Genomic DNA, 20,397 nt, shown 5'->3' with positions numbered 1-20,397 from the left:
TTTGCCAGGTGGTCTGAGATCGACTTTAAGAAAGCCATGTGGACCATTCCTCCTGAGCGGAAACCTATTGAAGGGGTTAAGTACTCACATCGTGGATCCAAGATGCGTACAGAGCATCTGGTGCCACTCTCCACTCAGGCGCTGAATATACTGCAGCAGATCCACACGATCAGCGGAGAACATGAACTGATTTTCACCGGCGATCACAATCCATGGAAACCCATGAGTGAAAATACCGTGAATAACGCACTGCGACTGATGGGCTACGATACAAAGGTCGATGTCTGTGGTCATGGATTCCGGGCAATGGCCTGCAGTTCGTTGATTGAGTCAGGATTGTGGTCCAGGGACGCAGTTGAACGCCAGATGAGCCATCAGGAGCGAAATGGCGTACGTGCGGCTTATATTCATAAAGCGGAGTTTCTGGATGAGCGCAGGTTGATGCTGCAATGGTGGGCTGATTTTTTAGATGCAAATGCTGAGAAATCAGTAAGCCCCTTTGATTTTGCAAAACTCCAGTTCAGATAGCTGCCCCCAAAACCTGTCAGAATAGTTCACGTTAAGCACCTCCATTTCGGGGGTGCTTAACAGAGGTAGTTTTTATTTTTTGAACAAAGATTGCATTCATGATTTTTCATACATGTAACCTCTTCTACAGCCGGTTATAAAGCTCAGCTTAGTGCCAGAAGTCAGCCTCAATCTAAGCTTTACTATCGGCCAAAAGTGAATGCTCAAAGCAAGCAGCCATCGGGCGAGCATGTTAACGGCTTTAGCAAAATGCAGCTTGCTAGTTCCCCAAAATGTGGCCAAAAGAAGAGCAAGGTATAAATGAAATGCCCATTATTGAAGCAACCCGAGGACGAAGATATGCTGGAACAAGTACCCCATCCGCAAGAGACACCTTGTGCATCTGCTTGTTTTAGTTAACGATGAATTATCATAGGACGGGAAGGGTATTAGTGCTAAAATTACTGGTTTTGTAATAACTCATATTCGGTGTCCTTAGGGAATTCGTTTTGAAGGGGTTAGGTAGGTGCACTTTAGTACGTTCCATTAAAAAGTACCGATGAGCGGCATTTGAAGGTGAGTTTGATGCCTGAATGAGCTAAGGTGTAAAGAGGTTTTCATGCGAAATTTATTTTTTTGTAGGTTAAAATGAACGAAAGAATTACAGAAAACATCGTTAGGGATACCCTGAGGAATTTAGGTTATTTTGATCATGAAGATATAATAATTGAAGAGCAGAAAAGTCAAAATACGAAAATACAAAATCTGCTGAGAAGTGCGAGTAAGACTGGAAGAGGGGGTGTGGGCGCCCCAGAATTCATAATAAAATCAAAAAAAGTTCAGGACTTTGTGATTGTTTTTGAATGCAAGGCAGATAACAAAAAACACGCTAGTGAGCTGTTGGATTGTCCTAAAGACTTTGCTGTTGATGGTGCTATTCATTACGCACGTTATTTAGCAAAAGAGTTTAATGTCATTGCTATAGGTTGTAGCGGTCAGACGCGATCTAATTTGCGTATTTCAACATATCTACAGCCAAGAAGTGTTGCAGGTTTTATTCCCGAATGTAAGCCATTGAATAACAAAAGTGGCACCCAAATTGATAAAATAATAAGTTTTGACAATCTCATTGAACATGCAACATACGATCCAGAAGTTGAAAAAGGTCGCCTTTCGGATTTAATGTCATTTTCGAAAGAACTTCACAATTACATGCGTGATTATGCAAAGCTCAGCGAAAGTGAAAAGCCACTTCTAGTAAGCGGAGTCCTGATTGCTTTGAGTAATATCGCGTTCTCAAAAGTATTTCCTATTTACACACCTGACGAGCTGCCAGAGAAACTCTGTGATGCAATTGAGGAGGAAATCAAAAAGTCTGACATCCCTCATGCAAAAAAACAAAATATGATTCAGCCGTACTCATTTTTACGTGTTCATCCAGAATTGAGTCGAGCGGATAAACTTACAGGTGAGAGTCCGCTCTATAACTTGATTGACAAAATCAACACTCATGCATGGCCATTCATAAGCGTATATCATGATTATGATATCATAGGGCAGTTTTATGGCGAGTTTTTGAGATACACAGGTGGGGATAAAAAGGCTCTTGGCATTGTTCTGACCCCTCGTCATATAACAGATCTTTTTTCGCGTATTGCAAATGTGCAGAAAGATAGTACGGTTTTTGACCCCTGCTGTGGTACTGGTGGCTTTCTCGTTTCCGCAATGCATCAGATGTTTAAAAAATGCATAACTGAGGATGAAAAAGCAAGGGTGAAACAATATGGATTAATAGGTGTAGAGCAGCAACCAAATATGTATGCGCTCGCGGCTAGCAATATGATTCTTCGCGGTGATGGAAAAGCTAATCTACACCAAGGCAGCTGTTTTGATGACGCGATTACTAAAGAAATTATTTCTCGCCAGCCCGATATAGGAATGATTAACCCCCCCTATGCTCAGAAAGGAAAAGGCCTTCACGAATTAGCGTTTGTTGAGCACATGCTTGATTGTTTGAGAGTCGGAGGGGTTGGAGTCGCTATAGTTCCGATGTCTTGCGTAATCACTCCACATGAAACAAAGCATACTTTATTATCTAAGCACTGTCTTGAAGCTGTTATGTCCATGCCTGACGAGCTTTTTACTCCTGTGGGAACAATCACATGCATTATGGTTTTCACTGCCCACAAACCTCATGAAGCTGAGGGTAAAAAAACTTGGTTTGGATACTGGAAAGATGATGGGTTTGAGAAAACTAAACAGCAAGGTCGGACAGATATATCAGGCCGCTGGGAAAACATCAGAGATAGATGGCTTCACTCATATAAGAATAGAGAAGACATCCCAGGCTTGTGCGTGAAGAAACAGGTCACGGCTGACGATGAGTGGTGTGCAGAGGCTTACATGGAGACAGATTATTCCAGCGTGCTTAAGGCTGACTTTGAAGCGGCTGTGAAGAAATTCTTAGTGTTCAATATATTGAGGGATGAAGAAACTCCTGAAGTCGATGATTTAGGAGTTGAGGATGATTTGGAGGCATCGGAGTGAAACTTGTAAGTGTCTCAGACTTGTTTGAAGTTAAATATGGTTCAAACCTAGAGTTAAATAAACAAACTATTGATCCCGAAGGTGTATCGTTTGTATCCAGAACAGCAAAAAACAATGGTGTTTCTGCAAGAGTATGTCTAGTTGAAGGTGTCCCCCCCCTTCCTGCTGGCTCTATTACAGTCGCGTGCGGAGGTTCTGTCATGGAGTCTTTCCTGCAGTCTGAGCCCTTTTATAGTGGCAGAGATATATATTATTTAACTGCAAGATTGGATATGTCTAGCCAAGAAAAAATATTTTATTGCGCCTGCTTACGCGCCAACAAATATAGATTTAATTATGGACGACAAGCAAATAGAACTCTTGCAGAGATAAAAATCCCATCGTTAGAATCGGTACCTGAATGGGTACAGCACGCCAATATTTCTGCTGCCGATAACATTTCAAAATGTTTGCTCGATGAAATTATTGAGCTTGATGTTAGCTCATTTAAACCCTTCAGGTACGATGATATATTTGAGATTGACAGAGGGCGTGGGCCTAGGAAAAAAGAGCTAAATGGAAGAGGTAAACATCCTTTTGTTAGCGCCTCAGAGTTTAATAACGGTGTGACAAGCAAAACTGATCACGTTCCAATGCATCAAGCAGGAGTTATTTCTGTCGTTCGTAACGGAAATAGCGTGGCAAACGCATTTTATCAAGACAAGCCTTTTTGCTCAACTGAAGATGTGCACATATTTACGCCTAAATTTAACATGAACAAATACGTTGCCTTGTTTTTATGTGCCCTCATTAAGAAGGAGAGATATCGTTATAGTTACGGCAGGAAGTGGGGGATAGCCAGGATGAAAGAATCCTTAATATTCTTGCCAGTCGATGATACTGGTGAGCCAGATTGGTTACTAATGGAACGATATATTAAGACATTACCATTCAGCGCTGCCATCTAAAGATGATAAAATGGATTGATATTCCCCCCGTAGACAAATTCTTTACTCACCACGAGGCCTGTCGGAAGGCCTCTGTAGTGGTGCCACCCAGCTCTACCAGGCGGCCATAGATAGCTTTTACGAAGCTTCTTTCGCCAAGAGCTGCATGTTGAGTGAGCTTGTTGTCAAACCCGCTCTGTCGAACCGGTAGCGCATATAAGCCGAGATATCGTCCTCATGGGAGGAGACAACTAATTGGCAATGCTTGAGCTCACAACGGAGTAGATCGGTCAGGGATGCAACGTTGACTTCATCCAGTGATTGCGACGGGTCATCAATCAGGATTAGAGGCACCTGCGAATAGACTTTGTTGAGCGAGAGGAAGAAGGCAAGGCTAAGGGCGGACACTTGGCCAGAGCTCATGGACATAACTGCGTCGTGTTCAGACTTCTCCGCAGTCAGGAATCTCAATTGCGTACCTTCTCGGCTCTCGATAAACAGGCCCAGGCCACGCTGGTAGTTTTGGATCAGACGGCCACTGTAGATGTGGAATATGAACTCAATAGCCGAAATTGTCTGGTCGGTATAACTTTGCTCTGTCTTCTTCAGTGTGCTGCGGAGCTTTTCGACTTTATCTTGTGCTTTTTGGGCTGCCTTAGTTTCTTTTTCGATAACTTTAAGATCGGTAATACAGGTTTGGAGCCTGGAATGTTGAGCCTCATTAGCTTTAATCGATATGTACTTCTCTTTGTCCTTCAGGTCTTCAGCCGTGACTATATAGAAGTCCTGTAGGTCTTTGAAAGCGCGGTTTGTGGTTTCTCGCCAGTCCTCCGGCAGCGCTAAGGCATCAGCTTCAACCTGTTTTTTATTTCTTAGAATCTCCTTAAGCTTTTCAAATCGCTCATCTACTACGTCATCAATTTCCGTGAATGCGTAAGTAAATTGAATATGTTCACTTTGCAGCTTCTCCAGTAGCTGGATAATTGCCGGGAGCCGAAGCTTAATTCTGCTCAGCGCTACATGAAGATTTGGTTCAAAGGTAGGCGTAAGAAGTTTCAGGCGGTCTTGTATGTGGGTGTTGATGAGTTTCAGCTCAGCGTCCATAGCAGCGATAAGGATAACTAAGCCTTTACCGTCCTGCCCTAGCGAATCAGAGATCTGCTTATTTTTTGCTTCAATGGCATCTACCATTGATTTGTGATCTTCCCAGTCAGCGCCACAGAGGGGGCACATCTTATCGTCGGGATAGGACTTTTTATGTTCCTCAAGCAGTTGCTTTTTCAGATGTTCCAATTCGGCTACGACGTTCGCATTGGTGCTGCTTTTTTCTACTAGTCTGTTTCGAGATTGAATTTGTGACTCAAACCACTCAAGGCGCCCATCTTCCCAGTTTGGTAGTGATCGGGCTTCTTCGACCTTGATGACCTTAGCACCGCGTTTGATGATGTTTGCTGAGCGCTCTAATTCATCAATCTCCTGCTTGATAGCTTCAAGCCCATCAAGCTTACCAAGGTCTTTACCGAACCGAGCCAGGCTTCTCAGTGATTCCTCGTTACGCTCGATGGCAGCATCGATTGTCTCGTTGTGAACCCTGGTTTTTATCGTGGCTTTGAGTGGCAGAAGGGCAATAATCTTACGAACTGATTCCTGGTAGGCTGCATGGTCTACCGCAGAATACGATGAGAACAGTATCTCCTTGTCCCATCCAGGTTGAACATCAGTCGTCGAGAGCTTTTTGTACTCAATGATCCCAGCCTCTGCCTGCAAAGAGTCTCTTAGGGTGGCTATCTCTTCTTTAAGTGATACAGCTTTTGCCGTGCGTTCCGGATTGTTGATGTACCTTGTAAGTTTAGTGTATATAGTGTTGCAGTTTTCGATCTCAGCTTCAACATCGCTGATGTTAAAGAGGTTTCCAAGTTTCTCCTTACGTTCGTCTACCCGAGTGTGTAACAGCCGGTTTTGTCCTTGCTCGAGATAGTTAAGGAAAGAGAAGTTTTCCCTGAAATTTTTTCCGAAAATTTCGTCCAGGAAGTTGTTGTCGCGCAGATTGTTCTTGGTGAAATCAGATGATTCAAATTCTGGTAGCTCATAAAGCCTGAAGTTCCCATATTTGTCTGCACGATTGTTTGCTGGTTTTTTGAATATCGCCGCAGGGCAATGTCTGGCTAAAACAAGTTTGCGACCATCATTAATGAATTCAATCTTGATGCAGAGATCGTTATCGCCAGAGCGACTGTTCCAGAAGAGATTGTCTGCATAGTCTCTCTTGTTCCTGGTTAATAATGTATTGAATAGATTTTGTATTCGATTGATCTGGCCGGTAAGCAGCAGTTCGATTGCGTCGAAAATGCTTGTTTTGCCATAACCGTTTGGGCCGTCAAGAGTTAGCAAGGACGCCCCGCCAAGGTCCAATAAAATATTCTTGAATGCTTTGAAACTAGAGACTTCAATCCTGGATATTTGCCATTTCATTACGAATCATTTCCTTGATAAAGTCGTCAGCGTTTTTGTCTGTGACTTGCTGGATAGTCGAATATATATCGTTCAGGTCGGTTTCAGCTACAGCTTCAGCAGCTTGCAACCTCAAGGACACAAGGTTCCCTTGATGACTAGGTAGTTCTAAGAATGGAAGCTTGATAAAGGTCTTCGCAGCGAAACTGTATTGTGTGGCGACAAGAGGGTTTTCTTTATATTCAAGAAATTCCTTTTGGTCAGCAATCACCGTTAACAGTTTGTCATAGGTAAAATTAGCGAGCACGCTTTCTTCCGCAACACTGTAATAGAGGACATATTTTTTATAAAAGTGCGGATCTTCCTCAATTGCGAAGATTTCTTCTTCGTGATCCTTAAACCTGGCCAGAACATCAAGGCGATGAATACAAATCAAGTCGCAGTTTTTCTTAAAGCTTGGGTTTCTGAGAAATTCGTCAGGAGCAAGTTGATTGATTCTGTTATTTAGTTCGGCCGGATCCAGGAGATCGTCAAGATTATGTAGGACTGCGAACCTGATAGCAGATCCAGACTCGCGAATATAAAAGCTTGTGTTGTCCATGTCGAGTTTACTGACAAAGTCATGGGCCAGAAGTGCTTCATTAATGAGTTGTTTTATCATTCAGTCGTTCCTCCGCGTCGTCTTTTGTTATGACACTAATGCATAGCGACTTGGTGATGTTGCTCTCAAACTTTTCAGTGGTTTGCTTGTTGTCAAAGTCATCCGAGCTCGTGAATTTTGTATTAAAAGTGAATGAGGTTTCCGCTTTACTGGCGATTAAATGGTTGTACTCAAAAAGCAGTCTCAGCAGGTCTCCGTTGTTTTTCATTTCACGGATCATGTCAAACTCACACTCTTCGCTTTCATCCACGTCAAGAGCGGTAGGTACGTAGAACCGATTTACGTTGTCAAGATAGTGTGGAAGATGGTTGAATATAGGTTCCATCGAAATAGCCTGTATCAGCTTGGTGTATCGCCGGATGTCGTTCTTCTGAACGTCTTGAAACCGCTCGGATGGTTTCATCATCTGGCAAAGGGTTTTTAATTCGTTGATGTGCGTTTTGCGAATATGCTCACTCAGAAGTCTGGCTCTCTCATAAGTGGCATCACTCATTGTTGGTAGCATCTGATCCAATCTTTCTTCTAAATGGGTTTGGAGCCTGGCCTTTAATTCAACTGCATAGTAATCCCTATTCTGGTAGGGGTTTTCGGTCAGCAGTTCCGTTAAAATACTCCTGGCCTTGATACGACCCTCGTATGCGGCTTTGTCTTCTGAGATCCCGTCAACTTGATTCAATTTATGGTTATGTATTGCCTTGGTGCTAATTTTTTCAGACAGTAAGCAGTAGTTAAAATTTATAAGGTTATCGCTGACAATGATTGACTGTTTTTCACATAATTTTTTTATGAGTTCTTTGGTCAGTCCTTCAATCTCATCCAAACCACAATGATAGTTGTCTCCATAGCGATAGAATTTTACTGTTTCTCCGCTAGTGCCTCTGTGATCGCCTGTCTCATCTAGCGGGACAGATACATGGAAGTAACGCGTTGTCCCCTTGATTTTATCGTGTTCGATTAAAGTTGACTGTTCCAGCGCCTTGATATAACCACTTCGATATTTACTTATCTTAGCTTTGACTTGATGGGCGGTGTGTAGTTTTCCGTTTTTATAAATAGCGAAGTCGTCACTGCTGTCTAGCTGCAGCTCGAAGTCCAGATCGTTATCGTGAATCAGTTTAAGAGAGTGATATAACGCAATTTTCCCTTGATAAACGAAGCCGCTCCACGAGGATACGGCGCTAGCTGGATACTTCTCATCATCTTCTTGGCTCACATAACCTCCTTTTATCATTAGCAAGTCGTCAGTTATCATCGGCGTTGTTCTGCTGCCGCCGGTGGCCGTATCGCAAACCTCAGATACAAGTTAAAAAAAGTCCTCATCGAGTCCTTTATGAATCATTCCCACAACTTTATATTTTTAAAGGTTGTCGTTGCTGGCAAAGCCTGAATATCAATTCTCCCGGCGAGTTCTTCCGAGCGAGGAGCCCAGAGATTTGCATGTAAACGCATTGCAAGATGCGGAACTGGTGTGGGATCCCAACTGGCGCGCTCGTGCACAACTCTCCCATCGACAGACCAGACGATCCGGTCTGGTCGCCAGTCAATGGTATAGCGATGAAAATCCAGAGAGGCATCGAAACCAAGTTCTACACGATATGGGGATCCTCTGTATCCATAACCTAAAGTTGCTCCTTCGTCGCCAGGATTGAAATAGACATTCACTAACATGCTCTCAGGAGCATCACCCGCTATTTCAATATCTATCTCCTGCCTTGGTGAATCACGATGCAGAAAGAAGCCGGTGACCAGACCAGAACCGCGAGCAGCTTTAATTTCTGCCTCAAACCGCCCGTATTCAAAAGATTGTTTTGATGCGAAGGCTCCCGCGCGGTACGGCCTGTTGCCGGTAGGTATTGCACTGATAGTTAGATGCGTACCGTCCTCATCGCAGACCAGGTTTTCCTTAGAAAACGAAGCCATATTGCCAGGAAAAGTTTCGACAAGCCCAATGAAGGATGGCGTTTCAGTCGCCATATCTGTACATAACAGACAATTGCCCACAGGATGCATCTCATTACCTGAGAGGTGTGCTGGGCGCCACCCATGTTGAGGAGGTAGTACCCAGGGTGAAACATCCAGTAAAAAACATGTTTCAGGTGACTCAAATTGATCCTGATGAGATAAATCACAGAGCCGATCCCACCTGAATAATCGGGATCCACGCGGTGCACCAATAGGGTACCCCTGTGCAGGCCTCGGAAGATTGAGCAGAGTACAAAGCGGATCCCACATTTGAAAATCAGACTCAAGGTCCGATAAGAATACCGAGCGTAATGAAGGTAAAGACTTCAGTTCAAATTTAAACCTCTGTTTAGCCCCCGCCTCCACAATGAATTTTATTTCGGCCCTTGCAAGCACAGTATTAAAAGTTTCAGGAGTGAGCGGAACATCAAGAAGAACATCAAATACCGTAAAAAGATTCAGCAATTCCTGGGGCTGGATTTCCTCTTCATCAGCATCGAATACACAAACCCGCAGCCCCAGCATAGCCAGAGCCATCGCCAGCCCCTCTCGTGAACCGCCAGCAGTCCAGGCCATCACTGAACATGAGTCAATTTGATCCGGAGCCATCAATCCCGTACCTGCATCAACAATCCCTGCGCGGGCCAGGTAAGGAAGTACGGAATAGGCGTTATCGGAAGCACCATCCTGTCGTTGCAAAATAGCTGGCTTTGAGAGCGCAAGCGCGCCAAGTTCATTAAAGCGGTAGTTCATCCAGAGATCCACTGGACCAACCACGGGCATTGCCTGCAACAGAGCTGCCGCTCCATCGCGTGATAACACATAGCCAGAAAGAAACCACAGTCCTCTTACGGGCCTGAAGAGGTCACCACAGCAAGTCATACGTTCAGCTGTTCCCCCTGCATCTTCATAAGACATATACAGTAAATGCGGCCCGTGATCCTCTGAACACTCTCGTATAGCGGCCCGCCAGCCTCTTGTGATAGCCGCAACAGCCCCCAACCGAAACCATACATCGTCTTCAAGGACAAGAACATATTCCTTATCCCCGGCAGCAATAGCCTTCCATACTTCCACATGTGACCTTGCAACAGCAATCTCCTGCCTGGTCATTTTGATGGGTTCATCATTGCTGAAATGTGCCTCCAGCCTTGCATCCGGCTGGACATAAAGCTGATCACCAATACAGTAGACCGAATCAACGTCAGCCGTTGCGGCACTCGCGCGACCATCCCTGGCATCCACGGCAGAAAACCGCTGTATGATAGAGGCTAGTGGAAAACCATCGTAAGTCCGGAATCTTTTGAGCTCTCTGCTCAACCTCCGCCACCTGCCGGGTTGACGATCGAGATTAATAACAACAATTGAACCGATCATTTCGGGACCTGAACCGAAAACGGGGATCCTACGACCAGGAAAGATACTTATTATTACACGTGAAATTTTGAATAATACCTTGCGCAAAACACCTGAAGCATCCTGAAGGTTCATTAATTCTGTCCTTGATATGTGGGATCAGGCTGAGCCCATATTACGCCAGTTACGTTCATCATTACGGTAGGACAGATCCCAACGCGTTTCTGCAATCTTTTCCCAATCACGTAACAATTCGAAATCGAATGACTTCCCTTCCCTTATCAATTTGTGAGCGTGTGCTGCCAGTGCAGCAGTGAAATTCCCTGGCCCAGTTGTTGATTGAATTTCGGGAGAACGTACATCACTCAGTAGCGTTTCGGTCGCCCTAATAAGCGCACTCTGTAGAACCGGATGGCCTGCTGGGGCCACAATAGGGTCATTATTAATGTAAAAAATGCGCTCAGTCGTCGGTAAATCACTTCTCCAGATATCCGCAGCAGGAACCATTGAAGAGGACTGAATATCGTAACATAAAGGTTGTACTTTGAGTGTCCCATCATGGAAAAGATATTTCCAGTTGTCGCCAAGTAAAACATCGTCAGCATCAACGTATAATCCCCCCTCAACAAGTAAAACGCACATACGCAGATAGTCGCAGCGCATTGCCGGATGATAGCAAAGGGAGAAGGCTTTACGCTCTTTAGCGCCAAATTGTTCGGCAATATATGCCATTGCCGATTCATCGTTAAACATACTACATTCAAAACCATCATCAAGAAGCCGATCCCAGCTTCTGAGACAAACCATAACGTCTTCCGGTACATTGTGCTGGTCATGCCAGTAGCGAATCAATTTCTTGGGAATAAGGGGCGATAACTCCTGCTTATTAGTATGTAATGAAGCAGGATGTTCCAGTTGCTGCAGCGTAAGATCCCGGATGAATGAAGAGCGTAAGTCGTCATCCTCTTCAAAACCCGTTCGATATGAATTCATACTCCCCCTATTAAATCAACTTTTGTGAACAGCATACATGAAGTCCTCTCCAGATTTTGTCCTCAACAATGAAATGAACTGGCTCAGGGTAGCTCTTTATTTTTCATAAAAATAACTGGCTTTCCTTATATGCCTGATAACGTGATGAATCAATTAAAAGATATACCTGACCTTCCACCACAAACCCATCCAGGTGATGCTCCTGAACGTATACAGCCAGATCATTGATATTGTTTATAAAACCTTTCCCATTGAAGTTGAGAGATGTATTGCACAAGACACCATAACCAGTCCGATTTTTAAATGCTGAAAGTAATTTATGAAGATTACTATTTGTTGCAGTTGTAACGGTCTGAATACGTGCAGTGCCATTAACATGCGTGACTGCTGCAAGGGTTTCAGTCTTTGCTCTATGCGTAAAGAGCATATATGGGCTTTCGTTATTACAGCCGAACCACTTTTCAGCGTCCTCCAAAAGACAAACTGGAGCAATTGGGCGAAATTGTTCACGTTGTTTGATTTCGTTTAAACGAACCCTGGTACTTTCCTGAAAAGGAGCAGCAAGGATGGACCTGTTGCCCAGCGCGCGTGGACCTATTTCATATTTTCCATTCACCCAACCAAGGATGAGATCGTTAGCCAGCATATCAGCAACCTGATCATTGTCGACATTATAGACATCATATTTCTCTGAGCAGAATGTATTATCCGTTCTAAAATCTAATCCGCTGTAAACATCCCATTCAATCTTAGGATTACCTGTAAAATAGAACTGAGCATCAATCGCAGTGCCTATAGCAACACCGGAATCGTTAGCAACAGGAGGAACGAAAACTTCAGAAAAAAGCTTTGTCTCCCTCCATTTAGTATTCCAGTCACAGTTCAGACCGCATCCACCAGAAATAATAAGTGGTTGTTTTTTCTTTAAGTTGTCTTTTGCAAACTGATAAAAAACGTTAAACAGTGCATCACTATATATCCCAGTAAAGTTACGAAATTCTTTATCGTCCAAACCAACATTATAGTGCGGAGCTTTTTCAATATTCGCATAGTCGCAAAGTTTTCTGGCAGGGCCATTCAACAGAAAGTCGATGAGTTCTTGTTCTTCCGGGGAGGCTATACTTCTCTTTGAAAAAGATGCCAACGCCATAAGTTTCCCGGCATCTGAGAAGCGAGGGTAGGCACTGTCTTTGGAAAAAACTGGATCGGCTAATCCATAAACAATACCATAGCGGTTACCAGGCTGATTTTGAACATCGCCAATGAGCGTTATATTCAGATCTGCATCTAATTCGTAGAATGCTCCGATTCCTCCTTCCCAAACCAAAGCATAACAGGATGTTCCTTTTGGTAAGTCTGACATGCCAAATGCACAAAGTATGTGTGCTCGCTCGTGAGAAGACGAAAAATATTTAATTTTCTTCTTTAGGAATCGTCTTTCTGAAACCATGACATCTGTATCTGAGATGCCCCGATAACCAACGTTAATTTTCGAACCATTTAAATATTCATCATGATCCCTGGGCCACCATCCCCCTGCGCAAATTACATCTGGTATATCGTCGATTTCACCAATAGCATCTAATACGTCCGAAATACCCAGTGGAGAATAGCGATGGTTAGAATCTTTTTCTGCTTCAATAGACATAATTAATCGTCCATTATCCAGAAATGCCACAGCACCATCATGACCTGGATTATAAGAGAGAATTTTCATTAATTCATAACCTCTATATGTAATTAAAAGTTAGTCATCCATTCTTACTTGTATTAGTTTATACATTTTCAACGCACAACATCGCTGGCTTTACCGATACACTTAGATGCGTATTTTTTGTTATTCATCAACCTCCTTCACACTGGAATCGAAAATCACGTTCCTGTTATGAAACTTCTTTATTTTCAGCCGACTGGCCTGAGTTTTAATTGCTGCCACAGTTCGGTGAGGCAATTTTTTGGCAATTTCTGAACCTGGATAAGGATAGTATTCTCGCAAAATTTCAATTTCTTCAGGTGACCAGTTCTGGGATTCTCTTATTCCCATTTTATTGGCCTGTACACCGATTGCTCCCTTAGTGCGTCCCGGAAGTAGGGCTTGTACACGCGTTATCCATGCACCAGAACCGTAATGGGCCCACAATATTTCCAGTACCTGCTCTGACCAGGGAACGTTGATGGTTTCAGGTCGCTTTGCCAGGCCCATTTTTCTGTCCATATCAGCGACGCCCTTGGCGCTTCGGCCCAGCGATGCCGCTATTCTCGCAATGGGCACACTGCCATGATGCGCCTCAAGATACCGCAGTTCCTCGTCGCCCCAGGAGGCGTTCGTCACGCCCATAAGGCTTGCCTGAATGCGAATTGCATATATTGTTCTCCCTGGCAGAAGCGAATGAACAAACATAATACCCTTGTAATAATTCACACGAATAAGCGCCAGTTCCTCTTCCGTCCACACCGGAGGCCGGGGAGTGGATAACCCTAATTTTCGCGCTACTCCTCTGACGGCTCCTGCGCTTCTCCCCAACGTATCACCGATGTCCTGAGCAGAAAATTTTCCATATTTATTTTCAAGAGAACTCATCTCTTTTACCGTCCATGGGGACAGATGGTTTCGGCCTCGCCGCGTCTTCTCTGGCATCGGTTCTTATCCTTACTCCGGTGATAGCTTTGTTGCAGATTCTGTCAGCAGGCAGGGACAATAATCTGATCAACCCAGTGCAGTTTTACACAATAACAGAATGCGGGTAACAGCCTACTGATCTGCCGTCACCGTCGAGTAGCTACTGATTAGCTGCTTAAGGCGCAGCTCTGTCTGGATTTTTTGCGCGGACGGGATCATCCCTGAGTTTTCCCGAATGCTCATCTGCCGCAGCTGTTCTTCAACGGGCACTGTTTTACTGAGTGCCTGGGTAGCAGCAAACACCTGTGATTTCAGCTCGCTGACAGTAATATACTTTCCTTTTTGCCTATCCAGGGTATTGAGCTGTGCCGTCAGATCCTGCAGTTTGAGCATACCCTCAGCTGAGGTATTTGACGTGAGACCTGCTCCGGGGTGAAATCCTTCATGCTCCGGAAGGTCAGGCTGATGTTGTCTTCGCTGCCGTCATCAGCCAGCGTGTTTTTAACGGTCAGATTGACGTTTGGGGAATATTCGGACAACACTGAGTCGAAATTATTTTTATTCAAATCAACTTTTTTGCGCTCAGACAGGGGGGCAGACTCCTGACCATTACTGAAGTCGCCCGCCACCAGCAATTTCAGGGGGAGCTCCGTTTTCTTGCTCGCTCCACCCGTATGCAAATCGAGTTTGAGATTAATACGTGCTTTAGGGATTTCGGACTGAAAGGAAGAGTTAGACATGGCTGTCCCTGTTCTATGGAGTAATAGAAACGGTCAATGCCAGTGAGAAATAAATAAGAAAAAATTACCCTGCCAGAACAACTTTCCGGTTCGCGTCATCCGACGTAAATAAAAATCCCGGAACTAAAAAGCGGGCGCATTCCATCCACCAGCATGCCGATACTGTATTTTTGAGCATTTGTCTGAAATGAAAAATTTCGGATAAGACCCAATAGCCGGAGTGTAGGAACGTTCCCTGCCTGAACGGAAATGAAAAAATGTAACAATGCTTTACATTTTCATTTTTTAACAATCACAGATCACCCTTCTGATTTATAAGAATTTTCCTGCATAACCCCTTCAAGCCTTATGGGATAAGGGTGTGCAGCAAATGATCAATTTAGCTTAGGGGAAGGTTTTGTACAAAATACCACCATGCACGTGAAATATCTGATTTTGTACTTTTATCAAAAATGAGAAGCAGAACGTGACAGAGCAAGTGAAAAATTGACGACATTTTCAGTTTTTCATCATTTCTTATTATTCATTTAAACGGGGCTTATTTGTATTCTTCAGAAGAAAGGAAATTTCACGACAGCCCTTTACACATCCCTCAATACCAGGAGGTGAGCACGATCAGGATACCTGCCATTCAGAGAGTTTCAGATTAACTGATGCGTTGAGAATATTTGTCCTATTGCTCAGGTTGTAATGAGATCCGGTTCAACTCCACCATGACCGACGGTAGGACATGGGCCTGAAAAACCTCTCTACATGCTGACAGGTTGCCCGTCACTAGAAATTCCACCGGTGTAACCAGTTTGTCCTCTTCCGAAAATCCACAGGTCAGAGCCGACTTCCTTACCAGCAGTGCATTCGTATCGATGTATTCCTGAACTAAAAGAGCTTCATTGTCCCAGTCTTCGTCACTCACCGCTGCATTGACCCAGCCCTGCGATTTAAGCTGTTCAATTGCGTACGTCAGCCGGTACAAATCCGACTTTGCAGACACAGGTCCGGCACACGAAGACCAGAGATATTCCAGACGACTGAATAAGCTTGCGGCAAGACCTTTCTGGCGCCCCAGCACCACCAGACTCTCAATATCGGATGCGATTGAACGCGTAAACCGTTTTTGCTTATACGCCACCGTTAACCAGCGCAGTAAAAATGCGTGCGTGCTGAGTGGCGACAACGCATGACCATCCTGCTGCGCGGTACGTAAGGCGACAAGCGCACACCATGCAAAATGTTCCAGTGCCGTGACGGTTTGTTCCGGGGGAGGATATCGTGGGTTTTCTTCATTCAGGAATTATATCGGCGCAGCAGAGATCGGGGAAGTCCGGGATAAGGTGCGTATTTTCAGACCTGAATTAACTGTCATCTCCTTTGTTTACAGAGACCATTACTTTCACGGACAAACCACACCCGTTCTGGCTGTCATCACGGGAGATACCATTTCATTCACCCTGGTCTGTAGCTGACTGAATGGCTGTGAAAATGAACATCTTTCTGTGCGACTGATAATGAAAGACGCCATACTGGTGACGTTGCTATCAGTACCCGTCACAGTGCGCCATGCCTCTCTGAGTATCACGCTCATCTCCTGCTGTACGACCTCATCGCGCCAGGCCCCCAGCGTATCAAGATTCATCAGCAGCGCCATTTTACACTCTGGTGCACTGACAGACTCCCACAGCCAGCGCAGTACTGTGGGAGGTGAATGATGGCGTGCCTGCTGACACTGGCGCGAATATTGGCCGGTCCGCTGCCAGACTTCGGTGTGAAAACGCAAAATCAATGACCGGTAATCGCTCATGGTTTCACGATACGGCAATTTCAGCGTAAAGCTGAATGCCACCAGTCGCGGGTAATGGTCAACAGCCTGCTGCAGAAAAGCACATGTATTCGCTACATCTGTAGCATTACTAGCGGTTGTAGCGGGTAAATAATGATTCATATGAGAGACTCTCAACGTTGCGCCAGCAAGGATCAGAGGATTGATTTATAGCGGCACAGAAGGTTTAATCGATGGGTTATTGTGGGTCAGAAGTGGCTCCGCACCAGAGCGATCACGACAAGCAAAATACTCGCTCACTCGCTTTTGGTGCCCGATTTGCTTTATCCTGCTGAAGATAGAATCCAGATTAGCCGTGTGGGCAATAACAATGAATAACGTTAATAACTACCCTGTTGAAGCTTTTCCGCCCGTTTTACGTGACGCGATAACGGCGTTTCATGAAGACACCCTGATCCCTGTCGAAATGATTGGCAGCACAGTCCTGGCCGCTGTCGCCCTAGCTCGGCAACCGCTGATCGATGTTGCTTCCCCCTTCGGTAATAAGAAGCCAGAACCCTGCTCATTGTATTTTCTGACATTGGCGAAATCAGGAGAAGGGAAGAGCCCGGTGCGCGAATGTATGATGGAGCCCTTCGAGACTTTTGCAGCAGAGATGCATGCCGAATATGAAGCACTCTTTGATGCTTATAAAAAAGACCATGCTATCTGGTCCTCGAAGGAAAAAGCGTTAAACCGCAATTTTCAGAAAGCCTCTAAACATGGTGGAGACAGTGACGTTGAAGAATTATTGCTTCGCGAACACCAGGCTGCAGAGCCGACAAAACCCAGGGCATTTGAAATGTTCTATGAAGATGCCACGCCCGAAGGGATTATTCAGGGATTAAAAGAATATCCCTATGCCGGTGTATTCGCTGATGAAGCCATTACCTTCTTTACCGGCCACCTGAAAAACAACCTTGGCCTGCTGAACAAAATATGGAAAAACGAACCACTGTCACTTTCCCGAAAGAAAGAAGGCAGTATACGGCTCAATGCTTACCTGACCTTTTTACTTATGGTGCAACCTGAAATATTTGAAGAGTATTTAGAGAAAAATGGCAAGCGCGCTGTTTCAAGTGGTTTTCTGGCACGATTTCTTTTTACGAACACCGCGAGCACTATCGGGCAACGACGAATAAACCTGAATCAGGAAAAATCCAGAAACGCCCTTGATGCTTTGTTTACCCGATTTAACCATTTCCTCCAGAAACAAAAAGAACGGTTTTATGATGACACAATTCAGAAGCAAACTTTAGCGTTGTCGGATAACGCAAAAATGCTATTTGAAGAAAGGATAAACCAGTATCAATTAAGTATTGGTGAAAATCAACCACGGGAACATATTGCAGAGTTTGTATCTAAAGCAGGCAGCCATGCAATACGCATTGCCGCTTTATTTAGCTTCAGCTCAATAGAAGGCATCCCTGAAAGTACTCTGAGGGATGCCTTCACGATTACTGAATGGCACATTAATCAGGCCGACAAGTATTTTTACATACTGAGCGAGCAGTATCAGTTACAGCAAGATGTGTATGAGTTGTTTGACTGGATAAAAAACAGATTTAACAATCCCAAAGGAACAATGAAAGTTGCCACCAGTTATTACGGAGGCTTTCAGGATGTAAACCTGAAGCAGTGGCAGCCATTTTTAAGAAATGAACTTGAGACTCACGGCCCCGCTAGATTGAGAAAAGCTGAACGTTTAATACCGGTACTGAATCAACTCATTCAACTGGGACTGATTGTCACAATATGCTACCCACCACAACGTGCGCTTTATATCTCGATGGCAGGTACCGATGCGTATGGTAATATAGTTGCCCTGAATAATTTTTTCCCTCAATACAACCTTGTGGGCTACAGAAATAATGCCACTCAACCACTGAGTGGATACGATTCCAACAGACTGCAATGGCAATAATTGTTATCGAAATGTTTTACAAAACATTAGTGTCGTATGTGGAGTTCATCTGTCCGGTGGGATTCTGCTGATAGCCAGAAGTCAGCCAAGAAAAGAGATGAGAGTTTTCATTACAGCCTGCCAAAGCTGCTAAAATTTTCTTTTTTAGCAGATTTAGCGGCGCTCTTATAAAAAAATGCACATCATGCGTACAGAATTCACACAATAGTAAACCACAACGCATTACGTCAACGTTGGCTTCAGTGACTGTTATACCACGCCAGATTGCTATGAAATTATTACAAGGAATCGTGAGGAACCACTGGTTAGTTAAGTGCTTTTTATCTACAGTATTGGACCGGTGATTATTTAACTCACTATCACCGCTGAGTTAACATGCTCCGTCATTTATTCTCGAAATTCAGTTTAGTTTATTCCAAAAAGCTGTAAACGAGAGACCTGCAAGGTGCACATAAAACATTCGCACAGGCTCTCATTATAAATACACAAGAATAATTAGCGCATGCCTATCTGTAATATTTAAACAACCCAGATAACAAACAGGGTTACATAAATATTTAAGATCCACAGGAGAGTTTATGGGGGGTATACGGCTCGCACATCAGGATGCATTATGCACGGGACTCAGCAATACGTTTCTGAACCCATTCCTCAACCTCACTTTTAAGCCAGCGCGAACTACGCCCCAGCTTAATCGGCTTTGGGAATAAACCTTCCTGAATCAACTTGTAAAACCATTTATCGCTGCACCCGGTAAATTCCGTAATGAATGCCATATCGACCATTTTATCACTGAGCAGGCTGCGGGTTGTTATATCTGTCATGACGATTTCTCTCTGTCTTAAGGAAATGAAAGACAGGAGCACTAGGAATGATTGATTTATCGTTAACCTGGTACTCCGCCATAACATTCCTTTCGCCAGTAGAAAAATACTTATGACCTAATCAGTACTGACTGCAGCCAAAGTTACGCTGGCTGTCTGAATTATCTTTGCTGTAGTCCTTGGCCAGATAGTTAAGCCTGTCAGTGACATTTGATAACTGGGCAGTAAAGCCATTATGGTTTTTACTCAGGTGGTAGTAACAACTGGCAGGAAACTCTACTAGGGGGTAATATTGCTGATGATTAACCACAGTATTCAGTCCCAGCGCCCGTACCCAGGCCTCCATAATCATCATGGCCAGATTGTGAGTGTATTCTCCATCCGTACTGGTATAGCTTCCTGGATAGGCATACGCTTCTCGATTAAAGAGCAGGGCCACGTGATAATGCTTTTTACCGTACTCATTAAACTCCCTTGCCCAGATATGACGAACATGACAGGAATGAACTCGTTTACCTGCATTACATTTTTTCAGTAAATCAGCTTCAATCTGTGCTTTAAGGGAAACAACGAAACGGGTGACTATTCCTGAGTCAGACTTATATGAACCGGTTTCAATCTCAGGCAAACGAAGGTCTACCCTCAGGACCATTACACGCGGATACTCATTCAGGGCTTTAGTGATAGTCTCCTGAATACGCTTAACATAGTTCTGGTTCAATGTACCGTAGCTGTCGGTATTAATGCTCATTATGAAAGACCTTGTGTTAGTGAGTTTGTTCAATAGGATATACACCGTCAGTAATAAATTACTTTCTGTTCTGCAGAGTAATACCAGGAAGTGATTAAGTGCGAATGTGTGTTACTGGTACCACGACAGGTATAGTTTTGTTGATTGATCATATTTATTGAATTGGTTTGTTATCTGGAATTGCTTATATAACCGTTACTCTGTCTGATACACTTATTGATATAATCATACAAACACCAACGAGTGTATCTATATTAATATATTACCAACCCGACAAGCATTAACGTATTTTTATAAGAAAATACAATAGAAGAAGGAA

The 20,397-nt window shown here is 44.1% G+C and carries 15 protein-coding genes and 1 pseudogene; 4 read left to right on the top strand and 12 right to left on the bottom strand.

Features of this window, described 5'->3' with window-relative positions:
- The 3 genes from AC2FCQ_RS24135 to AC2FCQ_RS24125 all read left to right on the top strand — a co-directional run.
- On the top strand, positions 1 to 528 hold a 528-nt coding region (locus AC2FCQ_RS24135), incomplete at its 5' end, for a tyrosine-type recombinase/integrase (RefSeq protein ID WP_490309151.1).
- Between the two features lie 627 nt (positions 529 to 1,155).
- A complete protein-coding gene (locus tag AC2FCQ_RS24130) occupies positions 1,156 to 3,054 on the top strand; it encodes an HsdM family class I SAM-dependent methyltransferase (RefSeq protein WP_136345331.1) in 1,899 nt (632 codons plus the stop codon).
- On the top strand, positions 3,051 to 4,001 hold the full coding sequence (locus AC2FCQ_RS24125) for a restriction endonuclease subunit S (RefSeq protein ID WP_046051731.1): 951 nt from the start codon (positions 3,051 to 3,053) through the stop codon (positions 3,999 to 4,001). The genes AC2FCQ_RS24130 and AC2FCQ_RS24125 overlap by 4 nt, the downstream gene beginning before the upstream one ends.
- 117 nt (positions 4,002 to 4,118) lie before the next feature.
- Here AC2FCQ_RS24125 and AC2FCQ_RS24120 read toward each other — a convergent pair whose 3' ends face one another.
- The 10 genes and pseudogenes from AC2FCQ_RS24120 to AC2FCQ_RS24075 form a co-directional block, all read right to left on the bottom strand.
- Positions 4,119 to 6,452 carry an AAA family ATPase gene (locus tag AC2FCQ_RS24120; protein WP_046051732.1) on the bottom strand — a complete coding sequence of 778 codons (2,334 nt, stop codon included), beginning with the start codon at positions 6,450 to 6,452 and terminating at the stop codon, positions 4,119 to 4,121.
- Positions 6,427 to 7,092, bottom strand: coding sequence for an ABC-three component system middle component 1 (locus AC2FCQ_RS24115; protein WP_046051733.1), 666 nt, complete (start codon positions 7,090 to 7,092; stop codon positions 6,427 to 6,429). Before AC2FCQ_RS24115 ends, AC2FCQ_RS24120 begins: the two co-directional genes overlap by 26 nt.
- A complete protein-coding gene (locus tag AC2FCQ_RS24110) occupies positions 7,073 to 8,305 on the bottom strand; it encodes an ABC-three component system protein (RefSeq protein ID WP_046052091.1) in 1,233 nt (410 codons plus the stop codon). The genes AC2FCQ_RS24115 and AC2FCQ_RS24110 overlap by 20 nt, the downstream gene beginning before the upstream one ends.
- Positions 8,306 to 8,427: 122 nt before the next feature.
- Complete coding sequence (locus AC2FCQ_RS24105) at positions 8,428 to 10,545, bottom strand: family 16 glycosylhydrolase (protein ID WP_046051734.1); 2,118 nt, start codon at positions 10,543 to 10,545, stop codon at positions 8,428 to 8,430.
- 24 nt (positions 10,546 to 10,569) lie between these two features.
- A complete protein-coding gene (locus AC2FCQ_RS24100) occupies positions 10,570 to 11,403 on the bottom strand; it encodes a glycosyltransferase family 32 protein (RefSeq protein ID WP_046051735.1) in 834 nt (277 codons plus the stop codon).
- A gap of 103 nt (positions 11,404 to 11,506) precedes the next feature.
- Positions 11,507 to 13,120 (bottom strand): carbamoyltransferase C-terminal domain-containing protein, encoded by a 1,614-nt coding sequence (locus AC2FCQ_RS24095; RefSeq protein WP_046051736.1) that lies wholly within the window; start codon positions 13,118 to 13,120, stop codon positions 11,507 to 11,509.
- A gap of 120 nt (positions 13,121 to 13,240) precedes the next feature.
- Complete coding sequence (locus AC2FCQ_RS24090) at positions 13,241 to 14,041, bottom strand: SANT/Myb-like DNA-binding domain-containing protein (protein WP_052705595.1); 801 nt, start codon at positions 14,039 to 14,041, stop codon at positions 13,241 to 13,243.
- 114 nt (positions 14,042 to 14,155) lie between these two features.
- Positions 14,156 to 14,763: pseudogene (tssB, locus tag AC2FCQ_RS24085) on the bottom strand (type VI secretion system contractile sheath small subunit).
- Positions 14,764 to 15,436: 673 nt separating this feature from the next.
- The gene (locus AC2FCQ_RS24080; protein ID WP_046051741.1) at positions 15,437 to 16,000 is read right to left on the bottom strand and encodes a DUF2913 family protein; all 564 of its coding nucleotides are present in this window, start codon (positions 15,998 to 16,000) and stop codon (positions 15,437 to 15,439) included.
- Positions 16,001 to 16,153: 153 nt separating this feature from the next.
- On the bottom strand, positions 16,154 to 16,702 hold the full coding sequence (locus AC2FCQ_RS24075) for a UCP030791 family putative phage-derived protein (RefSeq protein WP_046051742.1): 549 nt from the start codon (positions 16,700 to 16,702) through the stop codon (positions 16,154 to 16,156).
- Between the two features lie 40 nt (positions 16,703 to 16,742).
- On the opposite strand from AC2FCQ_RS24075, the gene AC2FCQ_RS24070 reads away from it, so the two are divergent.
- Positions 16,743 to 18,503: a YfjI family protein gene (locus tag AC2FCQ_RS24070; RefSeq protein WP_413492480.1), complete on the top strand. Its 1,761-nt coding sequence runs from the start codon at positions 16,743 to 16,745 to the stop codon at positions 18,501 to 18,503.
- A gap of 611 nt (positions 18,504 to 19,114) precedes the next feature.
- Here the strand turns inward: AC2FCQ_RS24070 and AC2FCQ_RS24065 are convergent.
- Both AC2FCQ_RS24065 and AC2FCQ_RS24060 read right to left on the bottom strand, forming a co-directional pair.
- On the bottom strand, positions 19,115 to 19,327 hold the full coding sequence (locus AC2FCQ_RS24065; RefSeq protein WP_080342191.1) for a helix-turn-helix transcriptional regulator: 213 nt from the start codon (positions 19,325 to 19,327) through the stop codon (positions 19,115 to 19,117).
- Between the two features lie 121 nt (positions 19,328 to 19,448).
- Positions 19,449 to 20,078 carry an inovirus Gp2 family protein gene (locus AC2FCQ_RS24060; RefSeq protein WP_046051744.1) on the bottom strand — a complete coding sequence of 210 codons (630 nt, stop codon included), beginning with the start codon at positions 20,076 to 20,078 and terminating at the stop codon, positions 19,449 to 19,451.
- Positions 20,079 to 20,397: the final 319 nt, after the last annotated feature.

This window comes from Serratia sp. CoH_134_PS_4 (assembly GCF_058190535.1).
This window is presented reverse-complemented; position numbering and strand designations above follow the sequence as displayed.

What these genes read in the sequence shown, in the direction of transcription:
- AC2FCQ_RS24115 (WP_046051733.1), bottom strand. Translation starts at nt 7,092, where the DNA reads ATGATAAAACAACTCATTAATGAAGCACTTCTGGCCCATGACTTTGTC.
- AC2FCQ_RS24075 (WP_046051742.1), bottom strand. Translation starts at nt 16,702, where the DNA reads ATGAATCATTATTTACCCGCTACAACCGCTAGTAATGCTACAGATGTA.
- AC2FCQ_RS24060 (WP_046051744.1), bottom strand. Translation starts at nt 20,078, where the DNA reads ATGAGCATTAATACCGACAGCTACGGTACATTGAACCAGAACTATGTT.
- AC2FCQ_RS24120 (WP_046051732.1), bottom strand. Translation starts at nt 6,452, where the DNA reads ATGAAATGGCAAATATCCAGGATTGAAGTCTCTAGTTTCAAAGCATTC.
- AC2FCQ_RS24105 (WP_046051734.1), bottom strand. Translation starts at nt 10,545, where the DNA reads ATGAACCTTCAGGATGCTTCAGGTGTTTTGCGCAAGGTATTATTCAAA.
- AC2FCQ_RS24100 (WP_046051735.1), bottom strand. Translation starts at nt 11,403, where the DNA reads ATGAATTCATATCGAACGGGTTTTGAAGAGGATGACGACTTACGCTCT.
- AC2FCQ_RS24130 (WP_136345331.1), top strand. Translation starts at nt 1,156, where the DNA reads ATGAACGAAAGAATTACAGAAAACATCGTTAGGGATACCCTGAGGAAT.
- AC2FCQ_RS24095 (WP_046051736.1), bottom strand. Translation starts at nt 13,120, where the DNA reads ATGAAAATTCTCTCTTATAATCCAGGTCATGATGGTGCTGTGGCATTT.
- AC2FCQ_RS24065 (WP_080342191.1), bottom strand. Translation starts at nt 19,327, where the DNA reads ATGACAGATATAACAACCCGCAGCCTGCTCAGTGATAAAATGGTCGAT.
- AC2FCQ_RS24090 (WP_052705595.1), bottom strand. Translation starts at nt 14,041, where the DNA reads ATGCCAGAGAAGACGCGGCGAGGCCGAAACCATCTGTCCCCATGGACG.